The sequence below is a fragment of the Allobacillus halotolerans genome, from assembly GCF_018967645.1.
Classification (GTDB): Bacteria; Bacillota; Bacilli; order Bacillales; family Alkalibacillaceae; genus Allobacillus; species Allobacillus halotolerans.
On the sequence record NZ_JAHLZF010000023.1, the window covers coordinates 1 to 25,361 of the forward strand.

Genomic DNA, 25,361 nt, shown 5'->3' on the forward strand with positions numbered 1-25,361 from the left:
TATTTGTTGGTTACTTATCACATTAGAGGAAGGTTCTACTTTTTTCAATGTTCACCACAACTTATAGTGATGAACCAAATTATACCTAATTTAGGATGATTTTAACAATAAATACAACCAAAGGTATTGAGCCTAATGAAACAATTGTTGAAATGACTGTTGTTTTAGTACCCAATTCGACATTCGCTGAAAACCGTGCAAACAAAATCGAAGCTAAAGTTAACGTAGGCATCATCGTTTGCAGCACAATCACTTGTGATGTAACAGCATTAATATGAAAGATGGATAGGCAGATGGCGACAAAAATCGGCAATATTAATAGTTTAATTGAAATAGGTAACCATACTTTTTCAGGAATAATCCCTTCATTTTTCGTTCGGTGCCGAAACATTTCCATTAATAGAATCCCAATATAAAACATGGCCATTGGCGCAGCTAAATTTGAGAGATTCACGGTTAGATCAATCAATAACTCGGGAGGCTTTAAATTAGCTAATGTCATACATAGTCCTAATACAATTGCTATCATTGGTGGATTAATCATCGGTTTAAAAGAGCGAAGCGAAAACTTTTCGTTATATTGAAGCATGACTGCGCCTAATGACCAAATAATCACATCCACACCTGCATCAAAGACAGCTGCAAGCAATGCACCCTCTGCACCGAAAATCATGGCACAAACCGGAATGCCGATAAACGCCGTATTGCCTAAGCCTGACATTATGGCAAATTCTTTGGCGTTTCTTTTTTCTTTTACGAGATAATGTGCTGAGAGAAAGCCAATTAATATGCCGATGAGACCAATTGCAATGGATGATAAAAATACAATTCCCATTTGGTTAATCAGACGATAGTCGATTTCCACTGTAAAAATACTCGCCAAGATAATACATGGCATGGCGACATTGACAATTAGACTGATGAAGACGCCCTGTGTGTCGCTGTTGAAAGTTATTGTTCTCGACACAAGGGCGCCAATGGAAATCATCAGGAAAATCATTGCAATTGATTCAAAGATCAAATAAAGATTCATCGGTCTGTTTTACTGGAGTGAATCGTAATACTCCGGCTTTCTATTTTTCAATGAAGGAATACTTTCTCTAGCACTTTCAATCAGCTTTTTATCCAAGTTGGCATAAGTGATGCCGACACCTTCAGAAGCTCTAGAAACGACCGTACCCCAAGGGTCAATCACCATGCTGTTTCCATAGCACGCTTTACCAGGTACGTTGGTTCCGAATTGCCCGGCTGCAATAACGTAGCATTGGTTTTCAATCGCACGAGCGCGAAGCAGCGGTTCCCAGTGTAACATACCCGTATAACGCGTAAAAGCAGCAGGAATAAATAATATATCCGCTCCATCAAGGGCATAGCCACGGTATAATTCCGGGAAGCGCAAATCATAACAAATACTTAAACCAGCTTTCCCAAATGGAAGTTCGACCATCTGTGGCTTTTGACCGTTTTCAATCGTGTTGGATTCCATATATTTCGATACCCCTTGTATTTCAATATCAAATAGATGGATTTTTTGATATTTGGCAACCAACTCACCTTTTGGATCAATCATCAAACTCGTATTATATGACTTTTCTTCATCTTTTTTCTCTAATATACTACCTACATGAATATACATCTCATGCTGCTTTGCCAGCTTCATTAATTCCTGCGTTGTTTCACCGTTAGGAATTTCTTCTGCGTTCTTATTTTTATCCTTTTCTTCCCCCATAAAATTACAGTACTCCGGTAAAGAAACAAGCTCTGCTTTCTCGGCCGCTGCTTCTTCCACATATTTTTTTATCGTATCTAAATTCTCTTTTTTATCCCATTTTGTATTTAACTGAATCACGCCGACTTTCATGTAAAAGTCCTCCTTCATTATATTCTAATCAAATAGTAGTGATGGCAACCACAAGGAAAGTTGTGGGAAATAGCTTAATAAAATTAACGCAATAATCATCGGTGCGTAAAACGGCAAGATATTTTTTACAATATGCTCGAATTTCACCTTTCCGACCCGTGTCATGACATAAAGTCCAATTCCGACTGGTGGAGTGATCATGCCAAGCAGTAAGTTATACGACATGACGATTCCGAAATGCATGCGGTCAATGCCTAATGCATCAATGATTGGTAACAGAATCGGCACCATGATAAGCTTGATTGGAATTCCTTCCATCACCATGCCAAGCATCAACAGCAATAAATTAATGATCAACAGCATTAAGTATTTATTTTCTGTTAGTCCTAGTAAGAAATCAGACAGCAATATTGGCAGTCGCTCTGCGGAAATAATCCAGCCCATCGATGTACCAACACCAACTAGGAACATAATGAGCGCAGTCGAGCCAACACTTGCAATAAAACCGCCCTTCAAATTTTCAAACGTCAACTCCTTGTAAATCGCCGCACAAATTATTGCATACACGGCAGCGATTGCACCGGCTTCCGTCGGGGTCACCAGGCCACCTAGCATCCCACCGAGAATAACGACAGGTGCCATCAACGCAAAGAACCCATCTTTAATCGTTTGACCAACTGTTTTCCATTCAAAAGGTTCAGGATCAGGTGCTTGCACTCTTCCAGTTGATACTTGAAAATAAACATAGATTCCGAGGGTCAACGCAATGAGCAAACCAGGAACAATCCCAGCGACAAATAACCTCTCTACTGAAACCTCTGCCAAATACGCATAGACAATTAGCGGAACACTTGGCGGAATGATCGCTCCTATGACTGAAGAAGCCAAAACTAATGCTGCACTATAAGGCTTTGAATAACCTTTTTCGACCATCGCTCTCATCTCAATTGCACCGAGGCCCGCTTGGTCACCGACAGCCGTACCGGAAATACCGGAAAAAATGACACTCGCCAATATGTTCACTTGTGCCAAGCCGCCACGGATAAACCCGACAATTGCAACAGAGAAATCAAATATCCGCTGTGTAATACCTGCAGAATTCATTAAATTCCCTGCTAAAATAAATAGTGGAACAGCTAAAAGTGTATATCCTTTGATTCCTTCAATGACTTGAGTGGTGAATACCTCCAGAGAGTAACCACCCATGAAAAGTGCTATTAACGTTGAGATAATCATTGAAAATGAAACTGGAAAACCAATCAGCAACAAGACTAAAAACACAATAAACATCGTTAGACCAAAAATCATGAGTGATCACCTTCTTCCGGATGGTATATATCGACATGTCCTTTAGCGACCGCTATGACATGGTAGATGGATGTCAATACGACTAATGCCATTAACAGTGCCAGAGGGATATAATACCAAGCCATCGGCGCCTTCATAATCAACGTCGTTCGTGCGAATCCGCTCATCGTCAGTTGAATAGAATAATAAAACATGACGATTGCCGTTCCTAAGAGTAGCAATGTATTAAAGACACCCATAATTCTTTTTCCTAATGGGTTGAACTTGTCGACCAAGAAGGTAATCATAATATCTTCTCGGTCAACAATCAGTTTTCCGAATCCCATGAACGTAATCCAAACAATCAAAAATGAAAAGAACTCATGTGACCAAACCATCGATGAACTAAAGAAATAACGCATGATAATCTCGTAGAACATCATGACAACGAGGATGGCCATACCTACTAGCGCAATGAAAAGATATACGTTTGCTATTCCATTCAATAACTTTTTCACTAGGATCACCACTTATTCGATAGACTTGATTTGATCAATATATCCTTCAGGTACGACACTATCTTCTTCAAGTTGATAGTGGAATTCTGAAAATGCTTCACTCCACTCTTGTTTGTCGATTTCATGGATTGTAATGTCATGCTCGTCTTTCATCTTTTGAAGTTGTTCTTCTACTTCAGCTTCAATCAGCTTATTATTCTCTTCACCTGTCTCATTAGCAGCCTCAACTAAAATCTGTTGATGTTCTTCCGATAATCCTTGGTAAAATTCCTCGCTCATCGTCAGAACGATATCTTGAGGGTATTCTTCTGTAATTGTCATGTGAGGAGCAACCTCTGTGAATTTCATCGACCAAACAAGAGAGATTGGAGATGTAACTGCATTCACTAGATTTTGTTTTAGTGCCAAGTAAGTTTCTGTCCAAGCGATGACTGTAGGATTCGCACCGACATGGTCATAGGCTGCAGAGTAATATTCTGATTCAAATGAACGCATATCTAAACCTTCTAAATCGCTAACGTCTTTGACTGGTTCCGTTGACAACATGACCCGATATGGACCACGAACGAAGTTACGTTCTGTATTTAAGACACGAATTCCGTTTTCAGCCAATTTATTATGAATATCCTGTCCCATTTCACCTGTGTTGAATTTTTGATAATGCTCAAAATCACGGAATAGGAACGGAACACTCGCTACATCTACACGTGAATCATAATCACTGAAATACGTAATACCATCTGCGTACATTTGTTGCGTACCCATAATCATATTGTCGATTTGTGATGTACCTTTACCTAACTGTTCGGCTGGATAGACCTTCACGTCTAATTCTCCATTACTTTTCTCATCTACGAGCTCAGCAAATTTGTTGAACATTTGGCCTTCTAAAGATTCTTCAGGCATTTTCGTGCCGAACTTGATTTCAATCGGTTCTTCTGCTGAAGCTTCTGCACTTCCTGCGTCACCAGACTCACTGCAAGCGCTTACAACCATCAGTAAAAAAAGAGAAACAACAATCATCCATTTTTTCATCAATCAAACCCCCTAATTTTTTTGAAAATATTCTTCAATTAATTTATCCGCTTTTGTCAAACTACTTAATACTTCTCCATTGTCTAATTTTTCTTTTGAGTAAGGCTCACGATCTTCACTAGCTTTCGATTTTTTTAATACATCCTCATAATCGACCGTTTCATCCATCACCAACACGCCATTGTCATCTGCAACAATTAAGTCCCCAGAATTAACAGCTACACCGCCACATTGTACGGTTGTATTAATCTCACCACTAATTCCGTATAACTTCGTTGTAATTGCTGACCGACCTGTCGCAAAGACCGGAAGTCCAATTTCACGCAATGCTTGGATATCCGTACATGGTCCGTCAATGATAATTCCCGCCAGCTTTCTCGCCTTCGCTGCATAAACGACCATTTCTCCTACCGCCGCGTGTTTTTTATCTCCTGTACGATCGATGACAAGAACATCACCTTCTTCTGCCAAACTGACAGCCTTGTGAACCATCGTTGAATCATTCGTCGTTGTTTTCACCGTAAACGCAGTACCAACAACTTTTACATCATCCAACATGGATTTGACAGACGGATCCATAAACCCATAATGCAAATGGTGACCAATTGTTGCTGGCTCCACTTCCCGAAACCGCTCTAGTAAATCGTCCGTTAACCTCGTATTTTTCTGTTTTTCGTTAATCTTCATATTCATCCTCCTGTTAAATATAACTTGTATACATGTTGTATATTATCATGTTATTTTTCCAAATTCAACAAATTTTTTAATATAATTTTATATTATTAATTATCAGAATCTATTTCTTAAATTAAAAAGACCCGCCAGTAGGCGAGCCTTTTCTCACTGAGTCTCTTATAATACTGCTTTCTTCAACTGCTCCAATCGACGATTCGATTCCTCCCTCGTCTCACCCTTCACACCAAAGTAAAATTTCATCTTCGGCTCTGTTCCGGATGGGCGGAGGCAATACCAGCAATCATCGCTCATTTTTACTTTTAGGACGTTCGCACTTGGTAGTTCAATCTCTTCTTCACGACCTTCAGCTAAATACGTACGTTTTCCAGTTGTATAATCTTCAACAATCTCGGCGTTCAAATCGCCGGCTGTTTTCACTGGGTTTTCCCGAAATCGATCCATCAATTTAGCAATTTGTTTTGCGCCATCAATGCCTTCCATTTTCACGGAATGAAGGTCTTCGATGTAATAGCCATGTTGTTCATATAATGTTTCAAGCGCATCAAATAACGTCATACCTTTTTCGTTATAGAAGGCTGCCATTTCACAAGCCATCATTGTCGATTGAACGGCGTCTTTATCGCGTGAGAAGTCGTTGATTAAATAACCGTAACTTTCTTCGTAACCGAACATAAACGTATGAGCATTTGTTTGTTGAAACTCATCAATTTTTTCACTAATAAATTTGAATCCTGTCAACACATCTATCGACTGAATGCCGTAGTGTTCCGCCACTGCTCGTCCAAGTTCAGACGTCACAATCGTTTTAATCATCTTGCCGTTGGAAGGGATTTCTTTCGTATTGGCAAGGATATAGTCGAACATCAACGCACCTAACTGATTCCCTGATAGCACTTGGTAGTTTCCAGCTGCGTTTTTTGCAGCCACTCCTAATCGATCAGCATCCGGATCCGTCGCAATGAGAACGTCAGCATTAACCTTTTCACCTAATCCAATTGCATATTCAAAAGCTTGATGCTCCTCTGGGTTTGGAGATTGAACAGTGGAAAACTCCGGATCTGCAACCATTTGTTCCTCGACTAAATGGACTTGATTAAAGCCCAACTGGTTTAACCCCTGTGGGACAAGCTTGCCTGCTGTTCCGTGGAGTGGCGTGAAGACGATATTTAACTTGTCCGCTTGCTTCGAAATTACATCTTCATTAAGGGTAATCGATTTTAGCTCAGATAAATAAGCTTCGTCTACGTCTTCATCGATCCATTGCAAAAGACCTTGTTCTTCCAATGCTTCTTGATCCATCACTTCAATCGTTAGTTCATTTTCGATTCCGTTTACTTTTTCAATCATTAAATCTGCTTGCTCTGGTGGTAACTGTCCACCCGTTTCGTTATAAACCTTATAACCGTTGTACTCCGGTGGGTTGTGACTTGCTGTAATCATCACCCCAGCAGCCGTGCCTAAGTGACGGACGGCGAACGAAAGCTCAGGGGTCGGGCGAAGTGAAGTGAATACATAGGTTTTAATTCCATGCACACCAAGCACACGAGCCGTCTCAATCGCGAACTCCTTCGATTTATAGCGAGAATCGTAAGCCACCACGACACCATGCTTTTTAAAGTCTGATCCGTAACGCTCCAAATAAAGCGCTAACCCCTTTGCCGCTTTGCGAACCGTGTAGATGTTCATACGGTTAATCCCCACACCTAATACGCCACGAATACCACCCGTTCCAAACTTGAGCGGCTCGTAAAACGCATCCTGCATAGCTTGATCATCGTGCTTTATTTGTTCCAATTCTGTTTTTAATTCTTCATCTAGTTGGTCAAACGCGAGCCAACTTTCTGCAATTTTTCTCCAATTCATGTTATCACCATTTTGTTTGTATTTCCTCGATCACTTATGTAAAAACAGCCCACCAACTCGGCGGGCTTATGATTTATTAATCTCTCTGAAACACATCACGTGTATACACTTTATCCGAAACATCCTTCAACTCATCTTCCATCCGATTCGCAACAATAACATCAGATTCTTCTTTAAACGAATCAAAGCTGTCAATTACGCGCATACCGTTAAACTGAGCATCTTCCAATGTCGGTTCATAAATAATAACCTCTATGTCCTGACTCTGCAAGCGCTCAATTACTCCCTGAATCGCTGATTGTCTAAAGTTATCTGAACCTGTCTTCATCGTTAAACGATAAATACCAACCTTATTTGGATTTCGTTTTAAGATTTGATTGGCAATATGATCCTTCCGTGTATCATTCGCAGAAACAATAGCTGAAACCATGTTATTCGGTATCCCTTTATAATTCGCCAACAGCTGCTTCGTGTCCTTCGGCAAGCAATAACCACCATAGCCAAAGGAAGGATTATTATAATGATCACCAATCCGTGGATCATAGCTAATCCCTTGAATGATCTGCTGACTATCCAAGCCATTCACTTCCGCGTACGTATCTAGCTCATTGAAGAAAGAAACACGCATCGCAAGGTACGTATTGGCGAAAAGTTTAATCGCTTCAGCCTCGGTTGAATGGGTAAACAACTTAGGGATGTCCTGCTTAATTGCTCCTTCAGCTAAGAGGTTTGCAAATGTTTCCGCACGCTCGGATTGTTCACCGACAATGATTCTTGAAGGATAAAGGTTATCATATAGTGCTTTCCCTTCACGTAAAAACTCTGGTGAAAAAATGATGTTGGTCGTATGATATTTTTCTCTAACTAATTCAGTGTAACCGACTGGAATGGTTGATTTGATCACCATGACAGCATTCGGATTGATTTCTAACACACGCTCTATGACAGACTCTACAGTTGACGTATCGAAGTAGTCTTGTTCAGGATCGTAATTGGTTGGTGTTGAGATAATAACGAACTCTGCATCTTGATAAGCTTCTTGTCCGTCTGTCGTTGCGTGTAGATTAAGATCCTTAGTTGCTAAAAACTCCTCAATTTCAGGATCGACTATTGGCGATTTTTTATTATTTAATAAATCGACTTTTTTTTGAATGATGTCTATTGCAATAACTTCATTGTATTGCGCTAATAGGACGGCGTTTGATAGACCTACATAGCCTGTGCCCGCTACTGTGATTTTCATGGTATACACTCCCGTCTACCTTTTTTCTTTAGTAATCAGCATACCAGTTATACATACCTCTGAAGTTAATCGTCAATGGAAATTTCACTATGTAAAAATAATCAATTTACATTTCCTTCAACAATATACCTTCAAACTTTTTTTCTACGCTAACAGTTAATGTGTAAAAAGAAAAAATTTTAATAACTATTTTCAAATCACTGTTCGCTTACTATCTATATAAATATATACGTACATCAAAATATAGACACCAGCAACAAGAAAGCTTGTTATGATTAAAAAACTATTAATATCTAACTCTAGAATGCTGGCTAACAAACCAGACAAAATAGTGAAAAAAAAGAACAGAGATTGTAAGGTCAGTTTTATATGTTGTTTACCGTTTATAATAAATGAAGTATTTAAGGACATAACAATAAAACGTGCAGAAAACATTGGGATTTGGAAAATCACAAACAAGCCTACTATTCCCCAGCCTTCTCCAAGAACTAACTCAGTTATTGGTATTATTGTAAAAAATAAAATGACGAATAAAGGTACAGCAATCAAAATTAATATAATAGAAAACTTATTGAGACTGTTTTTGAATTGTCCACGATCATTTTTTTCTTTAGTAGCAGTCCTATAAAAAACTTTTCCAATATTTGAACTGAACATGGAAAGTGGCGCGTTTAATATTAATATCGCTATTGAATAGTAACCCAACTGCTCTATCCCATATAAAGAACCTACGAATAATGCTATCAATGAATTGGCAGAAGATGAAAAAAATACTCCAGGAGCTGAAAATACTGGTTGTTTATAGTTGTTTTTCATTAATTTTAAAACTTCATTTTTTTTAACTTTGTAAAATCTATGTAGCTGTCCCCTTAAGAAATCAGATTGCTTTTTCATTCCCATTAGAAAACCAATAAAATTACCCGCTAACACTCCTAGGTTTCCAAAACCTACTAGCCCAAATAAAATTTGAAACAGTGACCTGCCAAAGTTTCTGATGATGTTAACTTTAGAAATTAATTTATATCTTAAATGTCGGTTATTATAGCTAACTAATATATTATTTATACCAAATACGATTAAAAGAATACATGATGAAAGAATCCACCAACCCACATCTTCAAATACCTTGAATTTACTAAATTGAATTACAATTAATCCTAAGGCTATAAAGGTAACTAGTAGAAGACCGACAATTACTGAAATTACTGCAAACGTGTCAGCCTCTTTTTCTGATTTAGCACTTACTATTAACAAATCGTACTGACCATTAATTACCGGGGAAAACATCGTTACGATAGAAAAAATTAAAGCAAAAAAACCTAATTCTTCAGGTGTGTATAATCGAGTAATTATTGGTTGTGAACACATCATTATTATTGTCCCTAAAACTGAGCCTTTAAAAAGAGTGAAAATATTACTAAATATTTGCTTGTCAATTACGAATATAGATTTATTTAACAATTTAAATTTCACCATCTCTATTTAGGGAGTTATACAAGAAGTTAAGTGACTTATTCCTCATTTCTTCTAATATTGCTGAAGAAGATCGATAATCTATCACCTCATTTGATAACGAATCTAATTCATAATCTCCACTTATATATCTAGATGAGAGCGAAACATCATCAAGAAAGTCTTCGATCCGACTATTAACCTTGGAAAGCTTATCACTGTTTCCAAAAGCAAAGAATTTTTTTTCAAAATTAACAGAGAATGCGGTTCCGTGAAAGGAATTTGTTACAATATATTCTGCACTATAAATATAATTTACAAAATCTTTAGGTGAGATTACAACATTTTGAAAACCAATTTTATAATCTCTAAGTGTTCTAGTAGCCACAATCACTTTATATCCTGTTTTTTCTTTTAATTTTTTGACGAATTTAATTAAATTTGGGTTATAAGAAATATAATACACAAATATATATTTCTCATTATTGTAAGAAGTAGGTTGCAAATTGAATTTTTTAATCCACTCGTCTTTATTAAGTAAAAGTGTAGGATCGACTACTACGGTTGCATTTTGGCCAGTCAGGTCTTTAATGATTTTTTGACCAGTTTTTTCTCTGATTGACAAATTTAAATAATTAAACCTGTTAATATTTTCATAGTAGAATCCCTTATATTTCTTGGGAATTTCTGATAAAGCAATACTTGGTGCATAGGATACTATTTTATTATTCGATTTGTCTACAAAATCAAGAAAATAAGTAGAATCTGTACCGATATTATTAACATTCCAAACCTGATCACTACCGGTAATAAAAACTGAAAATCTACCGTTTAATTCTTTTAATTCCTTTTTGTCAATGATTTTTTTATTTTCGATATTTAAATACTTTCTTCTGAATTCTTCTGCTTTTAATCTAACTTTTCTTCTTACAAAAGCAGACAGCAACTTATTTAAGAATACTTTTTTATTGCCACTAAAATTTAACTTATATTGTTGTTGTTTAAATTTACTATGGTAATTGATAATCTTAGCGGAACCATTAGCTATTTCTGATGTAATCTCTTGTAAAGCTAAAGCTTGTAACATGGCGCCATTATTATTTGACTCCTGAAACGTAAGAATTCCTATTTTCATATTTACACCTCGTTTTATTTTCTCTGGGTACTAAAAAGTATGCTACTAAAACAAAAATCACTAAACCATGTGTGATTAATAATGTTTCCAATAGACTAAAGTTGATTACATACATAAAAGATATCCATATTCCCATATACACATAACTTATATTTAATTTCTTTAAAAATCCAACTAGTATCAACATCATCATTAAGCTTATGAGTAAGCCTATTATCCCAAAACTTACATAACCTTCTAGAAAGATGCCTATATTAGCGTTAACATCTCTACCTAATAAGTTATGTCCCGCCCATCTTGTTAAGTTTAAACGATCTCCATCATTAAATAATTGCCCAATATTCGAATGTGAATAATTTGTATACGGATTGCTAGTGAAATAGTCTAAATAAACACTTGATAGTCCGGGACCTACGAATAACGCCCTTCGAATGTATGTTACAAAAAATGCGAGATGATTAAAATAATAGAGAATTACACCTAGAATACTTGCTGCTGTAGTCGCTAGTGTAATTGAAGACATCAATTTGCTTATTCCATATTTTTTAATAATGAAATAACAAAACAAAACCAAAGTCATACCTATTAATACATCTTTTTGAGCACCGGTTGTCAAGTAAATAAGAATAATGAACAATAAACCTAAGATAGCGAGAAAATGTTTTTTTAACTCTATAAATGATATTAACAAGAACGGGAGCAATACTTTACTAAGAGGAGAAGAAGTATAACTCAAATAAACATTACTTTCGTAGGAAGATCGTGATTCATATATATCTTCCAAGAAAATATTTGCTAAATTTATATTATCAATCCTAATTATATAAGGGATCATTAGAATACTAATAAATAGCACAAAAAAAGCTATATTTACTTTTTTTAATCTGAAGATTTTCCTCTGTATATCCCTACCACTATCTAATTTATCAATTATAAATATGCCTATTATTATCAATACGTTAATAACTAATACAGTTGGTCTGTCATTATAAATTATATATACGGCCGATGGTATTACACTAAAGAATAAAAAAGCTTCATTAGTGACTCTATAAAACCTTTTCCTTGTTGACATTGTTAATAACAATGTAACTAAAAATAATATAAGGCTTATAAATATATTTTCTATTTTTAGTTCATTTCTGAAATAAAAAAAATAACTATATTCTTCATAAATAATTGTATTGTAAAAAGCTAATAAGCTTAAAAAATATGTAATGTAAATCAACAAAAAATACTTTCTTTTCAAAATTGAACACCGCCAAGTTTTAAACTTACCATCTAAATATTTGTATTGTGATTTTCTTTTCTAATCAATATGTTAAACTTTTAATCTGTATCATTTATTTGTTATACAATTTTATGTATTCATTACTAACAGAACTCCAATTAAAAGCTTTTGAATTCACTATACAGTTTTTGGAAATATTGCTATAATTCATAATAATATTTTCAATTGCAGTTACGATAGCATTTGTTTCAGCTGGATCAACAGGATAACCTATCTCTCCTTCCTCAAAAAAACCATCTATGCCTTGTCCTTTAGTATAAACCACTGGAAGGCCTCTAGACATAGCCTCTATATATACTAATCCAAAAGTCTCCCTATGGGAAGGCATAACGAAAATGTCACAATTATCCATTATTTCAAGGATTTTTTCTCTCTCATTTAAATAGCCATGATAAAAAACGTTAGATGTTAAACCTAATTTCTTAATGTAGTCTTTAACACTTTTTAATTGTGGACCATTTCCTATAATATCTAACGTCATATCATAATTTATTTTTAGTATGTTTAAAACTTCTAGTACTTTTTTAATGTTTTTATTTTTGTTAAGATTCCCTATGAACAGTAATTTTATATTTTTCGAATCTAAATTTTTAGGCTTTAATAGCTTACTTCTATGCCAATAATTATCTATGCCATTAGGAATAACAATACATTTGTTTTTTATTTTATTGACTACATTAAAGGGAAGCATAGATAAGAGTTTATCCTTATATGAATGGGAAATAAAAACAATAAATTTCGCGTTCGTTAATATTTTATACATATATGGTCTCAAATGAAACAAATATTTATAAAACCAATTCAGATCTGTGTTTCTAACATTAACAATATATTCGATTCCGTAATCTTTGTATAGTTCATAAGCTGTACCACCATCGCTATAAACTGTGTGGGCATGCACTAAATCAATAGAGCATTTTGATTGCAAAATCTTTTTAATTTCATTCTTTTGCTTATTTACTTTCCTGAGATAAAATAATCGATGGTATTTTTTCAATATTGGCCTATAGTAGTAGCTGACATTTTTATACTCCTTAGATAATTGGTTTATTCCAATTTGTTCTTTTTTTCGTACTGGTATAAAAACTTCTTGGTCATGACCTTCTAAAGATATTTGCTTAAACATATTACTGTATAATTTATTGCCAATATAATATGAACATAGATGTAAAACCTTCATGTTATCACCATACCTCGTATATCCTATATATTTTAATAATGGACTGACTAATAATTATTTGTTTATATTAAACTAACAAGTAAATCAACTTTATAACTCAATATACAAGATATTATTAAACTAGACCCTCTTATTTTTATCTTGTAGTTTCAGCTTTCTCCCAAAAAGGCTTTGCCTTACCAGTAAATATGTTATATACCCCAATCCATTGAGCAATAATTGTAACATTATAATAATAAATTAATGTAAGGTATTTGTTGTCCGTTTTGGTTACTAGTTTCGTTAAAGCCATTAAGTAAAATAAAATTTGTCCTGTGAAAGTAATAGCATAAAATATCGAGTGTTGAACAAGCATAAGATTAGATATAAATACAAGCAAATGTGAAATCCAAAGTAAATACCTACATGTTCTGTGGCCAAAATAGAAATAAGAAAACCATTTATATCTAAATATATTTAACAGTCTAATATCAGGGATTATTTTTTCTAGTATTCTTCGGTTCATCCTGATTTTACGACCAAACTCATCCCCAACCTCTTCCCCTACTTTTTCATAAGCAATAGCATCATGGTTACATATTGCACGTCTTCCTTTTAGTACAAAATGTAATGGCATAGCACTATCATGCGATTTTATAAGATCAAAGTTATAATAGTCTTTATTTCTACATGCATATAAAGCTCCATTTCCAGCTGTAATGCTTTGTATATTCCCTTCTATTTCTCGGATTGCTAGATCACTGTTCCAGTAACTTGACTCTGAGCTACTTATATCACTTACCTCTGTATTTATTATAGAAAGCTTTCCTGTAACATATGCAATATCAGGTGATGAAAAAGCGGCCATTAATTCTGAAATAGAATTTTTATCAAGGAGGGAATTTGCATCAGTCATAACTAAATACTCGGTTTCCACTAATTTTTGGGCTTCATTTTGTGCATTAGTTTTTCCCTTTCGCTCCCTAACTTCATACAATCTGATATTTATATCTTTATTTTCTTCTATAAATTCATTAACAATTTTGTTAGTACTATCTGAACTATTATCAGAAGTTATTAAAAACTCGATTTTTTCTTTAGGATAATTTAATTCAGTTAAGTTTTTAAGTTTATGTAAAATCACTTTCTCTTCGTTATGAGCAACAACCATAACAGTAACTGTCGGTTGATGATTATAATCTTTAACTAATTTTCTGTTTTTATATATATGGGAAATTACTTTTAGTGAGAAAGGATAACCGACCATCCCCCAAAAAATTATAAATCCAAACATAAAAAAAATGATTTTGTGTACTAATTCCATACCAATCCCCCTCATTAAACAAAAAATCAAAGACTAATTAGCTTTTTAAAATTCTTCTTTTGACCTAATTTTTTTTGCAGGGACGCCTGCATATACAGCATTGCTATCAACATCTTTTAAAACAAGAGCTCCTGCACCTATTGTGGATTTTTGACCAATCTTATAAATTCCTGTTACAGTGGTACTTCCCATGCCAATAAAAACTTCTTTTTCAATCGTTATCGAAGCACCCACAGTTGCTTGGGAAGAGATTAAACACGCATCTCCTATAGAAGAATGATGCGCAATTACTGCTCCTGGACTAATAATGCAAAAGTCATTAATTCTTACTTTTGTCCAGATATAGGCATTAGCTTGAATATAAACTCCCTTACCAATTGTTGCACTTGGACTAATAACCGCCGTAGGATGAATAAGTGTTGGAGTACTTCCGCCCAGCTTATTAATTCTTGTCATAATTTCATTTCTAACTTTATTGTTTCCTATTGCAACTATAAATTGCTTATTCTTAATTGATTCAACACTAATCCTCGAGAATTTATTAATTACTTTTTTTTTCATAACTTTAGTATTGATTATTTTTTTATCTTCATCATAGAATCCTTTAACGTCATATCCCAGAATTTCTGCTAACTCACACATTGCTTCTCCGTATGTTCCAGCGCCAATTATATAAACCTCTTTGTGCGACATACTTTCAATTCTCCTTCTTGACATTACTATTCAGATGTCCCTCTAAATTTTTCGGGTTGAGCTGTATCAGTATTAATACCTTCTCTTTTGAACACCTTTATAATTGTTTTTAAAAATATTTTTAAATCCATAATAAATGAAATATTATCAACATAATAAACATCAAAATTAAATTTCTCTTCCCATCTTAAATCATTTCTTCCATTAGTTTGAGCTAGTCCGGATAGGCCTGGTCGCACATTATGTCTGCGTTTTTGTTTTTTATTATAGTAACGTAAATATTCTACCCTTAATGGTCTTGGGCCGATAAAACTCATATCTCCTTTTATTATATTTATTAGTTCTGGGAGTTCATCAAGCGAAGTGGAGCGTAAAAAAGCACCGAACTTAGTTAATCTATAGTTATCAGGAAGTAAATTTCCTTCATGATCTCTTTCATTCGTCATGGTTCTAAATTTATATAGAATGAAGATTCTTTCATTAAGTCCAGGTCTACTCTGTTTATAGATAACAGGGCTACCTAACTTGAATCGCACAAGCAAAGCAATTAATCCTAACAGAGGACTAAGAACAATTACTGCAATTAATGAGAGCAGAATATCTAATACTCTTTTTAAAATAAACCTATAAAAATAGTTCATTCTTACCAAAACCCCTTTAAAACTTCACATACCCTTTGTAAGCTATAGTCAGACATTTTTGTGTCAGAAGGTAAACAAATACCTCTCTTAAATAAATCTTCAGACACTTTTGTTCCTAAATAATTATATTCTTTAAAGAATGGCTGCATATGCATTGGTTTCCACAAGGGTCTAGACTCAATATTCTCTTTTTGAAGTGCTTCGATTACCTCCAATGGCTTAATATTTTCAGGTAATAAAACTGAACTTAGCCAGTAATTTGGTTCATCCCAATCATTATTAGGCATAAACTCGATTCTTTTCAATTCTCCTAATTCTCGCTTATAAAATTCATATATGTATCTTTTCTTTTTAATTCTATCTTTTAAAACTTTAAGTTGACCTCTACCTATACCAGCAACCACATTACTCATACGATAATTAAAGCCTAATTCACTATGTTCATAATGTATTGCCTCATCTTTAGATTGTGTAGCCCAAAACCTTGCCTTTTCTATTCTGTTGACGTCATCGGAAATAAGCATTCCGCCACCAGATGTAGTTATAATTTTATTCCCATTAAAAGAGAAGACACCAAAATCACCGATAGTTCCTGTTGGTCTACCTTTATAAAATGTACCTAGCGATTCGGCTGCATCTTCTATGACAGTTACATCATACTTTCTGCAGATATTCAAAATACGATCCATATCCGCAGATAAACCATATAAATGCACTACTATTACAGCTTTAACACTAGGATACTTTATAAATGCTTCTTCCAATACTACGGGATCCATATTCCAAGTTTTGTAATCACTGTCAATGAAAACTGGCGTGGCATTTTGATATATTATTGGATTAGCCGACGCAGAGAAAGTAAGTGTAGGACAGAAAACAATGTCACCCTCACCGACTCCAGCGGCTTTTAAGGCTAGGTGAATTGCTGCTGTTCCTGAGGAAAGAGCAACAGCAGCATTCGAACCAACTTTATCCGCTAGTTCATTTTCAAACTTAACTATATTTTCACCAACAGGTGCAATAAAATTTGAATCAAAAGCTTTATTTATGTAATGCATTTCATATCCTTCATCACTCATATGAGGTGATGATAAAAAAATTCGTTCTTTCATCTTTAGGGCTCCAATCTAACAATGTTATTATAATATGCTATTTAAGACTTTCTTTTTCCAGTAAATCTTTCATAAAATCAACTAAATCCTCTCGAATATCGTTGCGCTCCAATGAGATTTCAATCATTGTTTTCAAAAAACCCTTAATTTCACCTACATCATAACGGCGTCCTTCAAAGTCATAAGCATAAACACCTTGTTCTTCGTTCAATCGCTGTATTGCGTCTGTCAATTGAATTTCATTACCTGCACCTATCTCTTGTGTACTTAAAAGCTCCATAATTTCAGGTGTTAAGATATATCGACCCATTATTGCTAGATTAGAAGGTTCTTCACCTAAGGCTGGTTTTTCAACAAATTGATTTACTTCATATAACCGACCATCATTACTTCTTGGATCTATAATTCCATAACGGTCTGTTTCACCTTTCCGAACGCTTTGAACACCGATGATGGAATGTCCACCTGTATAATTATATTGGTCAATTAATTGCTTTAATCCTGGTTTTTCTGCTCGAACAATGTCATCACCTAACAAGACAGCGAATGGCTCATCTCCAATAAATTTTCGAGCTGTCCAAACAGCATGACCGAGTCCTTTTGGTTCTTTTTGTCGTATGTAATGCAAGTCAACATTGGAAGATTGGTTGACCTTTTCCAGCATCTCTAATTTGTTTTTTTTGAGTAAAGTTTCTTCCAATTCAAAAGAGTGATCAAAATGATCTTCAATAGCTCGTTTACCCTTACCAGTAACGATAATAATATCTTCAATTCCTGATTCGATGGCTTCTTCAACGATATATTGTATGGTTGGTTTATCTATAATAGGTAGCATCTCTTTAGGCAATGCTTTTGTTACTGGCAGAAATCTAGTCCCTAGTCCTGCTGCAGGGATAATCGCTTTTTTCACAGGTTTCATTTTGTAACCCCCAATAATTTAAGCAAATTCTTTCATTCGTTTTCTTTCTGGTTCAATCGTTTGCATCAATTTATCTTTAATTTGTGCATTAGGCAGCTCTAGGAATTCAGATACTTGGTCGCGGATTCCTTCCACTTCGTCAAATGTGCACTTTCCAATATAGATTTTCGGAAATACTTGCTCGTCCGACACTTCATTTTCACCAAGTAGTTCCTCGTACATTTTTTCACCGGGACGGATGCCGCTAAATTCAATTTTCACTTCTTCTTCGTTCGCCCCAGTTAGGCGAATTAAGTTAGTCGCCAAGTCAACAATTTTCACTGGTTCACCCATATCGAGAACGAAAATTTCTCCTCCACGCGCAAGTGCTCCGGCTTGAATGACCAAACGACTCGCCTCTGGTATCGTCATGAAATAGCGCGTCATATCGGGATGGGTGACCGTCACTGGACCACCATTGGCGATTTGTTCTTTAAATAAAGGAATGACGGACCCGCGACTGCCTAATACGTTTCCGAATCGAACCGCACAGAATTTGGTATCACTATGTTGCGCTAAGTTTTGAATAATCATTTCCGCAACACGCTTCGTTGCACCCATGACGTTTGTCGGGTTTACCGCTTTGTCGGTTGAAACAAGTACAAAGGTATCAACATTAAACTGATCAGCCGCTTCAGCAACATTCTTTGTTCCCATTATATTGTTTTTCACCGCTTCAATTGGGTTGAATTCCATCAACGGAACATGTTTATGCGCGGCAGCATGATAGACAACATCCGGTTGATAAGATGAGATCACTTCACCGATACGCTTTCGGTCTTGTACGTCAGCAATAATCGGTATGATTTCGAACTTCTCTTTACACTTCCCACGTAATTCGCGTTCAATCTGATAAATACTATTTTCACCGTGTCCGAGTAACAATAATTGGTTTGGTTCAAATCTAGCAATCTGGCGACAAATCTCTGAACCGATTGATCCACCAGCCCCTGTTATGAGGACAGTTTTGTTTCGGATATTCACTCCGATTTTCTGCATGTCCAACTTTACAGGCTCACGTCCTAATAAATCTTCAATATCAACATCACGAAGCTCAGTTACGCTCACCTTGCCAGTTACTAAGTCTTCAAACTTAGGAATGGTTTGTGTTTTTACACCGGTCTTTGAGCAAAGTTGATAGATTTCATTGGCACGAGCTTTTGGAATGGATGGAATGGCAAATATAATATGTTCGATTCGGTATTGTTCAACAATTCTTTCAATATCATCTAATTTTCCAGCTACGGGAACGTTTAAAATTTGTACACGACTCTTTTTCGGATCATCATCAACAAACGCTACTGGTCTTAATTCCGATTCTTGGCTACTCGCAAGTTGGCGAGCGACCATGACACCACCAGCGCCGGCTCCGATAATAAGCGTCCGCTTTTTACCCGTCATACGTGATAAAACGCGATCCCGAAAGACCCGCCATGCAAAACGGCTTCCACCGATGAATAAAATATGTAACATGAATGTAGCTAATAATGCGCGAACCATAATTTGATCTAAGACGACTAATTGACCGATTGCTGCGACACCAATCGACAAGCCGACGACATTAAAAATCGTTACTAATTCACCTATGCTCGCATATTCCCAGGCTTTACGGTACAAGCCAAAGTAAAGTGCAAGGATATGATGAGATAGTAGTAAGATTATTGACGTGGCAACAATTGATTTCCAGTCAACCAGCTGGTTATAAGTTAAGTAGGCACTCGCAAATATAGAGAAAGCGACAATCAATGTATCAACGACAACAAGCAATGCTAGTCTTTTAGGATAAGTCAAATACAACCACCTTTTCTCCTCGTTCGTTCTATTAAGGTTATCTCTCTAATCTATTCTTTATATTATGTATCTAGTACTTTAGACGCTCGATTAGGAATTTTTATGTATGTTTTCCTGTTTATCTGGTACTATAGTACAAATTATTTACTGAAATTACAAGGGTATTTGGTATTATTATATAAAAAAGTGTCTTTTATTGGATGCAAACGCACTCACCCAGTTACACATTTGATTCGACAAAATTTGTTAAATTACCTTTGAATTGTTTAGAAATGTGATATAATTTTCACATATATACAATTTTTATTAACTGAACCTGGAGGTCATCATGGAAGAAACGATATCTTTACAAGAGATTTTTCAAGTCATTAAAAAGCGTATGAAGTTAATTATCGCAATTACAGTTGCCGCTGTCTTAGTTAGTGCCCTAATCACCTTATTCATTTTAACGCCAAAATATGAAGCTTCATCTCAATTTATCGTCAGTCAATCGGAACCAGCTCAAGAATTGAATATTAACGACATTCGTACAAATGTGGAAATGATTAATACATACAATGTCATCATTACGAGTCCAGCAATTATGGATCAAGTTATTGAAGAACTGGATTTGAATCTATCCAACGGTGCGTTAGCTTCAAAGATTAGTGTCGCAAATGCTCAAGATTCCCAGGTTGTTAACGTAACAGTTACGGACACAGACCCTGCCGTTGCTGCCAATATTGCGAATACAACCGTTGAAGTTTTTAAAGAATCCGTTCCTACATATATGAATGTCGATAACGTGAGTATTTTATCTGCTGCGGTCGTTGGTGATAACCCCGCTCCAGTCAGTCCAAATGTCACGTTGAATATTGCAATTGCCTTTGTACTCGGTGTCATGGTCGGTGTAGGACTTGCTTTCTTGCTTGAATATTTAGATACGACGATTAAAACCGAAGAAGATATTGAAAAGTTGCTTGAACTACCAGTGATGGGCGTTGTTCCGACAATGGATGCGAATACAATTACTGACCCATCTCGAACAGCGAGAGGAAGAGGTGCGAAACATGGCGCGTAGAAAAACAATAACGAAAACTCAAGTTTCCAGAACGCTGGTTATGCGTGATCAACCAAAGTCTCCGATTTCAGAGCAATTTCGAACACTGCGTACAAACTTACAATTCTCTGCCATTGACAATGAGCTGAAGTCTTTGCTTGTGACTTCTTCCAGCCCATCGGAAGGGAAAAGTACGACCGCTTCGAACTTAGCAATTGCTTTTGCCCAACAAGGGAAGAAAGTTTTGTTGGTTGATGCCGATATGCGGAAGCCGACTACTCATTATACATTTCGGGTTGCGAACAACTTCGGATTAAGCAACCTTTTAATTGGCGATAAAGAGTTAGAAGACGCTGCACAGGCGGTCAATATCCCGAACCTTAGCGTCCTTCCATGTGGTCCAGTACCACCGAATCCATCTGAATTATTAGGGTCGAAATCCATGAAACGATTTATGGAAAATGCGGAAAGTAGTTATGACTTAGTTATTTACGACACACCACCCGTATTAGCTGTAACGGACTCACAAGTTATTGCTAACGCTGTCGATGGTGTATTACTCGTCGTTCGTAGTAAACAAACCGAAAAAGACGCAGCCGTCAAAGCGAAAGAGTTGCTTACACAAGCTCAGGCAAATATTCTCGGAGTCGTTTTAAATGACCGAGCGTTTAACGAAACGAATTATTACTATTATTATGGAACATAAACGCCTGTCTCATAGGAAAGCCTATGAGACTTTGTTTTAGGAGGTTAAATCAAATGATTGATTTACATAGTCATATTTTATTCGGTGTGGATGACGGTGCACAAACTATTGAAGATAGTGTGGCGATGGCGCAAGCGGCAGTGGATGAAGGAATCACTGTGATTTACGCAACACCACACCACTTGACGACACGATACGAAAACGAACGTGACGTTGTTTTACCGAAAGTGGATGAATTAAATGCTGAGTTTGATCGGTTGGGAATTGACTTAGTTGTGAAACCTGGACAAGAGTTACGTATTCAAGGTGATTTATTGGAAGGATTGCAAGAAGGAACAAGCATCCCACTTGGCAATACGAACTATATGTTAGTCGAATTCCCATCAAACCATGTACCTCGCTATACAGAACGTGTACTGTTCGACATTCAATCAGCAGGCTACAAACCAATTATTGTCCATCCGGAACGGAATAGTGATCTTATCCAAAATCCTGATAAATTATTGGAACTGGTACAGAATGGTGTATTAACACAAGTGACCGCCGCAAGTGTTGCTGGTCACTTCGGAAAGAAAATCAAACAGTTCAGCATGCAATTGATTGAATCGAATTTAACACACTTCGTTGCATCCGACGCACATAATACAACGACACGTGGTATTTGTATGCAAGAGGCATATAAAGAGATTGAGAAGGAATTCGGCTTTGGAGTCAGTGAAATGCTGAAAGAAAACGCCCGCATGGTTGACCGCAATGAATCGGTGATTGGTGAGCCGCCGTTGGAAGTGAGGAAGAGGAAGAAGTTTTGGGTGTTTTAATTGAACAGCCCCTCCTTAATTGGTTAGGAAGGGGCTTTTTTCTTGTATATTAATTTTCCCAAGAATCAATCTCGATTAAAAACATCTCGCGTATATACTTTGTCCGATACATCCTCCAACTCTTCAGCTAGACGATTGGCAACGATGACATCAACCTCTTCTGTAAATAAATCAAAATTATTAATGACCCGCATACCGTTAAACTGTTTGACCTCGAGTGTCGGTTCATAAATAACAACCTCAATACGTTGAGCCTGTAGTCGCTCAATAACTCCCTGTATGGCTGATTGTCTGAAATTATCCGAATCTAACTTCATCGTTAGTCGATAAATCCCGACGGTTTTTGGGTTTCTTTTTACAATTTGATTTGCAATATGATCTTTCCGTGTATCGTTCGCATCAACAATTGCCGAGACAATATTATTTGGTATCCCTTCAAAATTAGTGCGAAGTTGTTTCGTATCTTTCGGTAAACAGTAGCCCCCGTAACCAAATGAAGGGTTATTATAATGATCGCCAATTCGTGGATCAAGCCCAACACCATCAATGATTTGTTTCGAATCTAAATTTTTTAGTTCAGCATACGAGTCCAGCTCATTGAAGAATGAAACACGCATCGCTAAATAGGTATTCGCAAACAATTTGATGGCTTCGGCCTCTGTAGAATTAGTAAACAGTACAGGGATATCTTCTTTGAGCGCTCCTTGAACTAGTAAGTCAGCAAATACTTTTGCCTCTTCAGACTGATCACCAACAATAATTCGAGAAGGATGTAGGTTATCATACAATGCCTTACCTTCTCTCAAAAATTCTGGAGAAAAAATAATATGATCTGTCTTATATTTTGTTCGAACGTCTTTCGTATACCCAACCGGCACTGTTGATTTAATAATCATCGTCGCGCTCGGATTGACACTCAATACATTTTCAATGACCGTTTCGACTGAACTCGTATCAAAGTAGCCATTATCCAATTCCGAATCATAATTCGTCGGCGTAGATATAACAACATACTCTGCATCTTTGAATGCCTTCTCATAACTTGTTGTAGCTGTCAGATTTAAATCCTTGTCAGCTAGGAAATTTTCTATTTCTTTATCAACAATAGGTGACTTTTTATTGTTGATTAAATCCACTTTCTCCTTAACAATATCTAGCGCTATAACTTCATTATGTTGAGCCAATAAAACCGCATTAGATAGACCAACATAGCCAGTTCCTGCAATTGCTATTTTCATTCGGCACATCCTTTTTCTTGTGGGAAATATTCTACAAAGTATTATAGCATAGCAGTTTAAAATTTAATTAATATATGAACAGATTAGTATTTTAAGTGTTTTTCGATATGCACAAAAAAGCCATTCTACAAGCTCATTTAATATCTTGGTACATTCTAGAAGCAATAAGTTGAGCCTAAATAAAGATCTATTGAATTACTTTCCGACTAATGTAAAACTCACTCTTTCTCGTATCCTCTCTTGATAACGAGCAATCCTACTGAATGGCATTGTAAAATCTTCACGAATATACGGATGATCCACTAAACCTGTGTAAGAAGGATATGTATAATCATGATATGGGTCGCTAATATCCTCTTTGCTAGCAATTGCATAATTAAAGTTCACTAAACTCGCAATGTACTCTTGATAAAGAAAATGATCTTTAAGATATGTTTCTTTTCCGTCTACAATATCATCAATAAATAACGATAGACGCTTTCGAGCATAGATTGCATCATTCATACATTCCACCCACGTTTCCTCTGTCTCAGAACCAAGGAGATGTTGCTTCCAAAAGTAAACACGAGCTTGGTTGTATTTAATGAACGACTGCCACATAAAGTCATTTAACGAATTTTCATTCGCATGTTCAAATGATGACTCAGCTTCTTGTAAATAAATAGATATGATCTCTAAACTTTTCCTTGAAAGTGTAGACTTGTTTTCGATGATATATTCAATGGTTTCAATCTCATTTACGTCATGTACGTGTAACTGATTTTGCACTTCTTGAAACACTTTTTTTAAGCTAAAAAGTCCTACGTAATTGTAATAGACCGTACGTGTGACTGAGTTTTTAATAATTGACCCTTTCACTTCCAACAATTCTGCAACTGGTCTCAAGTTATGCGTAGTAGCTAGCTTTTGATAATAAATAATAGCCTTAATTAATTTTTGTGTCTCTTCGATTAGAGTGAGATTTCCAACACTAACGGTGAGGATACTATTAATTCTTTTATCAATTTGATTCAACAACGACTGCATTCGTTCCATGTTGCTTTCGTGCTTTTTATTTTGCGTGTCAAATAGAGAGGGAAAAATGACAATGATATCAATAAAAGTCTGTAAATTATTCGCTAATTTCACCGCTGTATTCGAATTTCTTTTTGAAAATCGATTCTCTAAGTCGTTAAAGACAGCTTCCGCTGTTTCGTCAGCAGTCTTTTGGTCGTACTTACGGACAATTTCTGCAATCGAAGTAGAATAATCTTCGTTCTCTAAAATGTTCCCTTCCATTTTCGTGATGTTATTCACACTATCAATTGAAAAATAAGTACTCAAAGCAACAATCAATGCTATAAATGCGATGGAGATTGATGTAATTGAAACCATAAAATCAATTGTATTCATTTCGCCGTATCTTAACGATAAAAAGGTAAGCGTTGGACCGGTGAGTATAATGAACACAACAATAAAAATCATTGTTAATTTAAATTTATTTTTAAAAAGCTTATTCAAT

General features: G+C 35.9%; 23 protein-coding genes. 3 read left to right on the top strand and 20 right to left on the bottom strand.

The features are described 5' to 3' along the window. Positions 1-85 precede the first annotated feature (85 nt). From KQ486_RS12395 to KQ486_RS12480, 18 genes are all read right to left on the bottom strand, one after another. Complete coding sequence (locus KQ486_RS12395; RefSeq protein ID WP_216687793.1) at positions 86-1,033, bottom strand: AEC family transporter; 948 nt, start codon at positions 1,031-1,033, stop codon at positions 86-88. A gap of 9 nt (positions 1,034-1,042) precedes the next feature. Next, on the bottom strand, positions 1,043-1,861 hold the full coding sequence (locus tag KQ486_RS12400; protein WP_216687794.1) for a carbon-nitrogen hydrolase family protein: 819 nt from the start codon (positions 1,859-1,861) through the stop codon (positions 1,043-1,045). Positions 1,862-1,885: 24 nt separating this feature from the next. Then, on the bottom strand, positions 1,886-3,169 hold the full coding sequence (locus tag KQ486_RS12405) for a TRAP transporter large permease (protein ID WP_216687795.1): 1,284 nt from the start codon (positions 3,167-3,169) through the stop codon (positions 1,886-1,888). Continuing rightward, positions 3,166-3,666: a TRAP transporter small permease gene (locus KQ486_RS12410; protein WP_216687796.1), complete on the bottom strand. Its 501-nt coding sequence runs from the start codon at positions 3,664-3,666 to the stop codon at positions 3,166-3,168. The genes KQ486_RS12405 and KQ486_RS12410 overlap by 4 nt, the downstream gene beginning before the upstream one ends. Before the next feature lie 12 nt (positions 3,667-3,678). Next, on the bottom strand, positions 3,679-4,701 hold the full coding sequence (locus KQ486_RS12415) for a TRAP transporter substrate-binding protein (RefSeq protein ID WP_216687797.1): 1,023 nt from the start codon (positions 4,699-4,701) through the stop codon (positions 3,679-3,681). A gap of 12 nt (positions 4,702-4,713) precedes the next feature. Next, entirely contained in the window at positions 4,714-5,388 is a 675-nt protein-coding gene (locus KQ486_RS12420) for an RraA family protein (RefSeq protein ID WP_216687798.1), read from the bottom strand. Between the two features lie 165 nt (positions 5,389-5,553). Further along, positions 5,554-7,260 carry a phospho-sugar mutase gene (locus tag KQ486_RS12425; protein ID WP_216687799.1) on the bottom strand — a complete coding sequence of 569 codons (1,707 nt, stop codon included), beginning with the start codon at positions 7,258-7,260 and terminating at the stop codon, positions 5,554-5,556. Positions 7,261-7,336: 76 nt separating this feature from the next. Further along, a complete protein-coding gene (locus KQ486_RS12430; protein WP_216687800.1) occupies positions 7,337-8,503 on the bottom strand; it encodes a nucleotide sugar dehydrogenase in 1,167 nt (388 codons plus the stop codon). Positions 8,504-8,695: 192 nt separating this feature from the next. Then, a complete protein-coding gene (locus KQ486_RS12435) occupies positions 8,696-9,964 on the bottom strand; it encodes a lipopolysaccharide biosynthesis protein (RefSeq protein WP_216687801.1) in 1,269 nt (422 codons plus the stop codon). A gap of 1 nt (position 9,965) precedes the next feature. Beyond that, positions 9,966-11,090 carry a polysaccharide pyruvyl transferase family protein gene (locus KQ486_RS12440; protein WP_216687802.1) on the bottom strand — a complete coding sequence of 375 codons (1,125 nt, stop codon included), beginning with the start codon at positions 11,088-11,090 and terminating at the stop codon, positions 9,966-9,968. After that, entirely contained in the window at positions 11,053-12,339 is a 1,287-nt protein-coding gene (locus KQ486_RS12445; protein ID WP_216687803.1) for a hypothetical protein, read from the bottom strand. The genes KQ486_RS12440 and KQ486_RS12445 overlap by 38 nt, the downstream gene beginning before the upstream one ends. A 94-nt stretch (positions 12,340-12,433) precedes the next feature. Continuing rightward, a complete protein-coding gene (locus KQ486_RS12450) occupies positions 12,434-13,561 on the bottom strand; it encodes a glycosyltransferase family 4 protein (RefSeq protein WP_216687804.1) in 1,128 nt (375 codons plus the stop codon). A gap of 136 nt (positions 13,562-13,697) precedes the next feature. Continuing rightward, positions 13,698-14,864 carry a glycosyltransferase gene (locus tag KQ486_RS12455; protein ID WP_216687805.1) on the bottom strand — a complete coding sequence of 389 codons (1,167 nt, stop codon included), beginning with the start codon at positions 14,862-14,864 and terminating at the stop codon, positions 13,698-13,700. Positions 14,865-14,909: 45 nt separating this feature from the next. Continuing rightward, positions 14,910-15,557, bottom strand: a complete 648-nt coding sequence (locus tag KQ486_RS12460) for an acetyltransferase (RefSeq protein WP_216687806.1) — start codon at positions 15,555-15,557, stop codon at positions 14,910-14,912. Positions 15,558-15,583: 26 nt separating this feature from the next. Further along, positions 15,584-16,198, bottom strand: a complete 615-nt coding sequence (locus KQ486_RS12465) for a sugar transferase (RefSeq protein ID WP_216687807.1) — start codon at positions 16,196-16,198, stop codon at positions 15,584-15,586. 2 nt (positions 16,199-16,200) lie between these two features. Beyond that, the gene (locus KQ486_RS12470; RefSeq protein WP_216687808.1) at positions 16,201-17,310 is read right to left on the bottom strand and encodes a DegT/DnrJ/EryC1/StrS family aminotransferase; all 1,110 of its coding nucleotides are present in this window, start codon (positions 17,308-17,310) and stop codon (positions 16,201-16,203) included. A gap of 37 nt (positions 17,311-17,347) precedes the next feature. Beyond that, the gene (gene galU, locus KQ486_RS12475) at positions 17,348-18,229 is read right to left on the bottom strand and encodes a UTP--glucose-1-phosphate uridylyltransferase GalU (RefSeq protein ID WP_216687809.1); all 882 of its coding nucleotides are present in this window, start codon (positions 18,227-18,229) and stop codon (positions 17,348-17,350) included. 18 nt (positions 18,230-18,247) lie between these two features. After that, complete coding sequence (locus tag KQ486_RS12480) at positions 18,248-20,059, bottom strand: polysaccharide biosynthesis protein (RefSeq protein ID WP_216687820.1); 1,812 nt, start codon at positions 20,057-20,059, stop codon at positions 18,248-18,250. Positions 20,060-20,387: 328 nt separating this feature from the next. Here KQ486_RS12480 and KQ486_RS12485 point away from each other — a divergent pair, with 328 nt between their 5' ends. From KQ486_RS12485 to KQ486_RS12495, 3 genes are read left to right on the top strand one after another with little or no spacing between them, the layout of a single operon-like run. Further along, positions 20,388-21,119, top strand: coding sequence for a YveK family protein (locus KQ486_RS12485; RefSeq protein WP_216687810.1), 732 nt, complete (start codon positions 20,388-20,390; stop codon positions 21,117-21,119). Then, a complete protein-coding gene (locus tag KQ486_RS12490; protein WP_216687811.1) occupies positions 21,109-21,804 on the top strand; it encodes a CpsD/CapB family tyrosine-protein kinase in 696 nt (231 codons plus the stop codon). Before KQ486_RS12485 ends, KQ486_RS12490 begins: the two co-directional genes overlap by 11 nt. 53 nt (positions 21,805-21,857) lie before the next feature. Further along, the gene (locus KQ486_RS12495) at positions 21,858-22,622 is read left to right on the top strand and encodes a tyrosine-protein phosphatase (protein WP_216687812.1); all 765 of its coding nucleotides are present in this window, start codon (positions 21,858-21,860) and stop codon (positions 22,620-22,622) included. Positions 22,623-22,687: 65 nt separating this feature from the next. On the opposite strand, the gene KQ486_RS12500 is transcribed toward KQ486_RS12495, so the two are convergent. Both KQ486_RS12500 and KQ486_RS12505 read right to left on the bottom strand, forming a co-directional pair. Then, complete coding sequence (locus KQ486_RS12500) at positions 22,688-23,860, bottom strand: nucleotide sugar dehydrogenase (RefSeq protein WP_216687813.1); 1,173 nt, start codon at positions 23,858-23,860, stop codon at positions 22,688-22,690. Positions 23,861-24,055: 195 nt separating this feature from the next. After that, positions 24,056-25,360: a hypothetical protein gene (locus KQ486_RS12505; protein WP_216687814.1), complete on the bottom strand. Its 1,305-nt coding sequence runs from the start codon at positions 25,358-25,360 to the stop codon at positions 24,056-24,058. Position 25,361: the final 1 nt, after the last annotated feature.

Coding starts and splice junctions, on each gene's coding strand:
- KQ486_RS12395 (WP_216687793.1), bottom strand. CDS start 1,033: ATGAATCTTTATTTGATCTTTGAATCAATTGCAATGATTTTCCTGATG.
- KQ486_RS12400 (WP_216687794.1), bottom strand. CDS start 1,861: ATGAAAGTCGGCGTGATTCAGTTAAATACAAAATGGGATAAAAAAGAG.
- KQ486_RS12405 (WP_216687795.1), bottom strand. CDS start 3,169: ATGATTTTTGGTCTAACGATGTTTATTGTGTTTTTAGTCTTGTTGCTG.
- KQ486_RS12415 (WP_216687797.1), bottom strand. CDS start 4,701: ATGAAAAAATGGATGATTGTTGTTTCTCTTTTTTTACTGATGGTTGTA.
- KQ486_RS12420 (WP_216687798.1), bottom strand. CDS start 5,388: ATGAAGATTAACGAAAAACAGAAAAATACGAGGTTAACGGACGATTTA.
- KQ486_RS12425 (WP_216687799.1), bottom strand. CDS start 7,260: ATGAATTGGAGAAAAATTGCAGAAAGTTGGCTCGCGTTTGACCAACTA.
- KQ486_RS12430 (WP_216687800.1), bottom strand. CDS start 8,503: ATGAAAATCACAGTAGCGGGCACAGGCTATGTAGGTCTATCAAACGCC.
- KQ486_RS12440 (WP_216687802.1), bottom strand. CDS start 11,090: ATGAAAATAGGAATTCTTACGTTTCAGGAGTCAAATAATAATGGCGCC.
- KQ486_RS12450 (WP_216687804.1), bottom strand. CDS start 13,561: ATGAAGGTTTTACATCTATGTTCATATTATATTGGCAATAAATTATAC.
- KQ486_RS12455 (WP_216687805.1), bottom strand. CDS start 14,864: ATGGAATTAGTACACAAAATCATTTTTTTTATGTTTGGATTTATAATT.
- KQ486_RS12460 (WP_216687806.1), bottom strand. CDS start 15,557: ATGTCGCACAAAGAGGTTTATATAATTGGCGCTGGAACATACGGAGAA.
- KQ486_RS12465 (WP_216687807.1), bottom strand. CDS start 16,198: ATGAACTATTTTTATAGGTTTATTTTAAAAAGAGTATTAGATATTCTG.
- KQ486_RS12470 (WP_216687808.1), bottom strand. CDS start 17,310: ATGAAAGAACGAATTTTTTTATCATCACCTCATATGAGTGATGAAGGA.
- galU (WP_216687809.1), bottom strand. CDS start 18,229: ATGAAACCTGTGAAAAAAGCGATTATCCCTGCAGCAGGACTAGGGACT.
- KQ486_RS12485 (WP_216687810.1), top strand. CDS start 20,388: ATGGAAGAAACGATATCTTTACAAGAGATTTTTCAAGTCATTAAAAAG.
- KQ486_RS12490 (WP_216687811.1), top strand. CDS start 21,109: ATGGCGCGTAGAAAAACAATAACGAAAACTCAAGTTTCCAGAACGCTG.
- KQ486_RS12495 (WP_216687812.1), top strand. CDS start 21,858: ATGATTGATTTACATAGTCATATTTTATTCGGTGTGGATGACGGTGCA.
- KQ486_RS12500 (WP_216687813.1), bottom strand. CDS start 23,860: ATGAAAATAGCAATTGCAGGAACTGGCTATGTTGGTCTATCTAATGCG.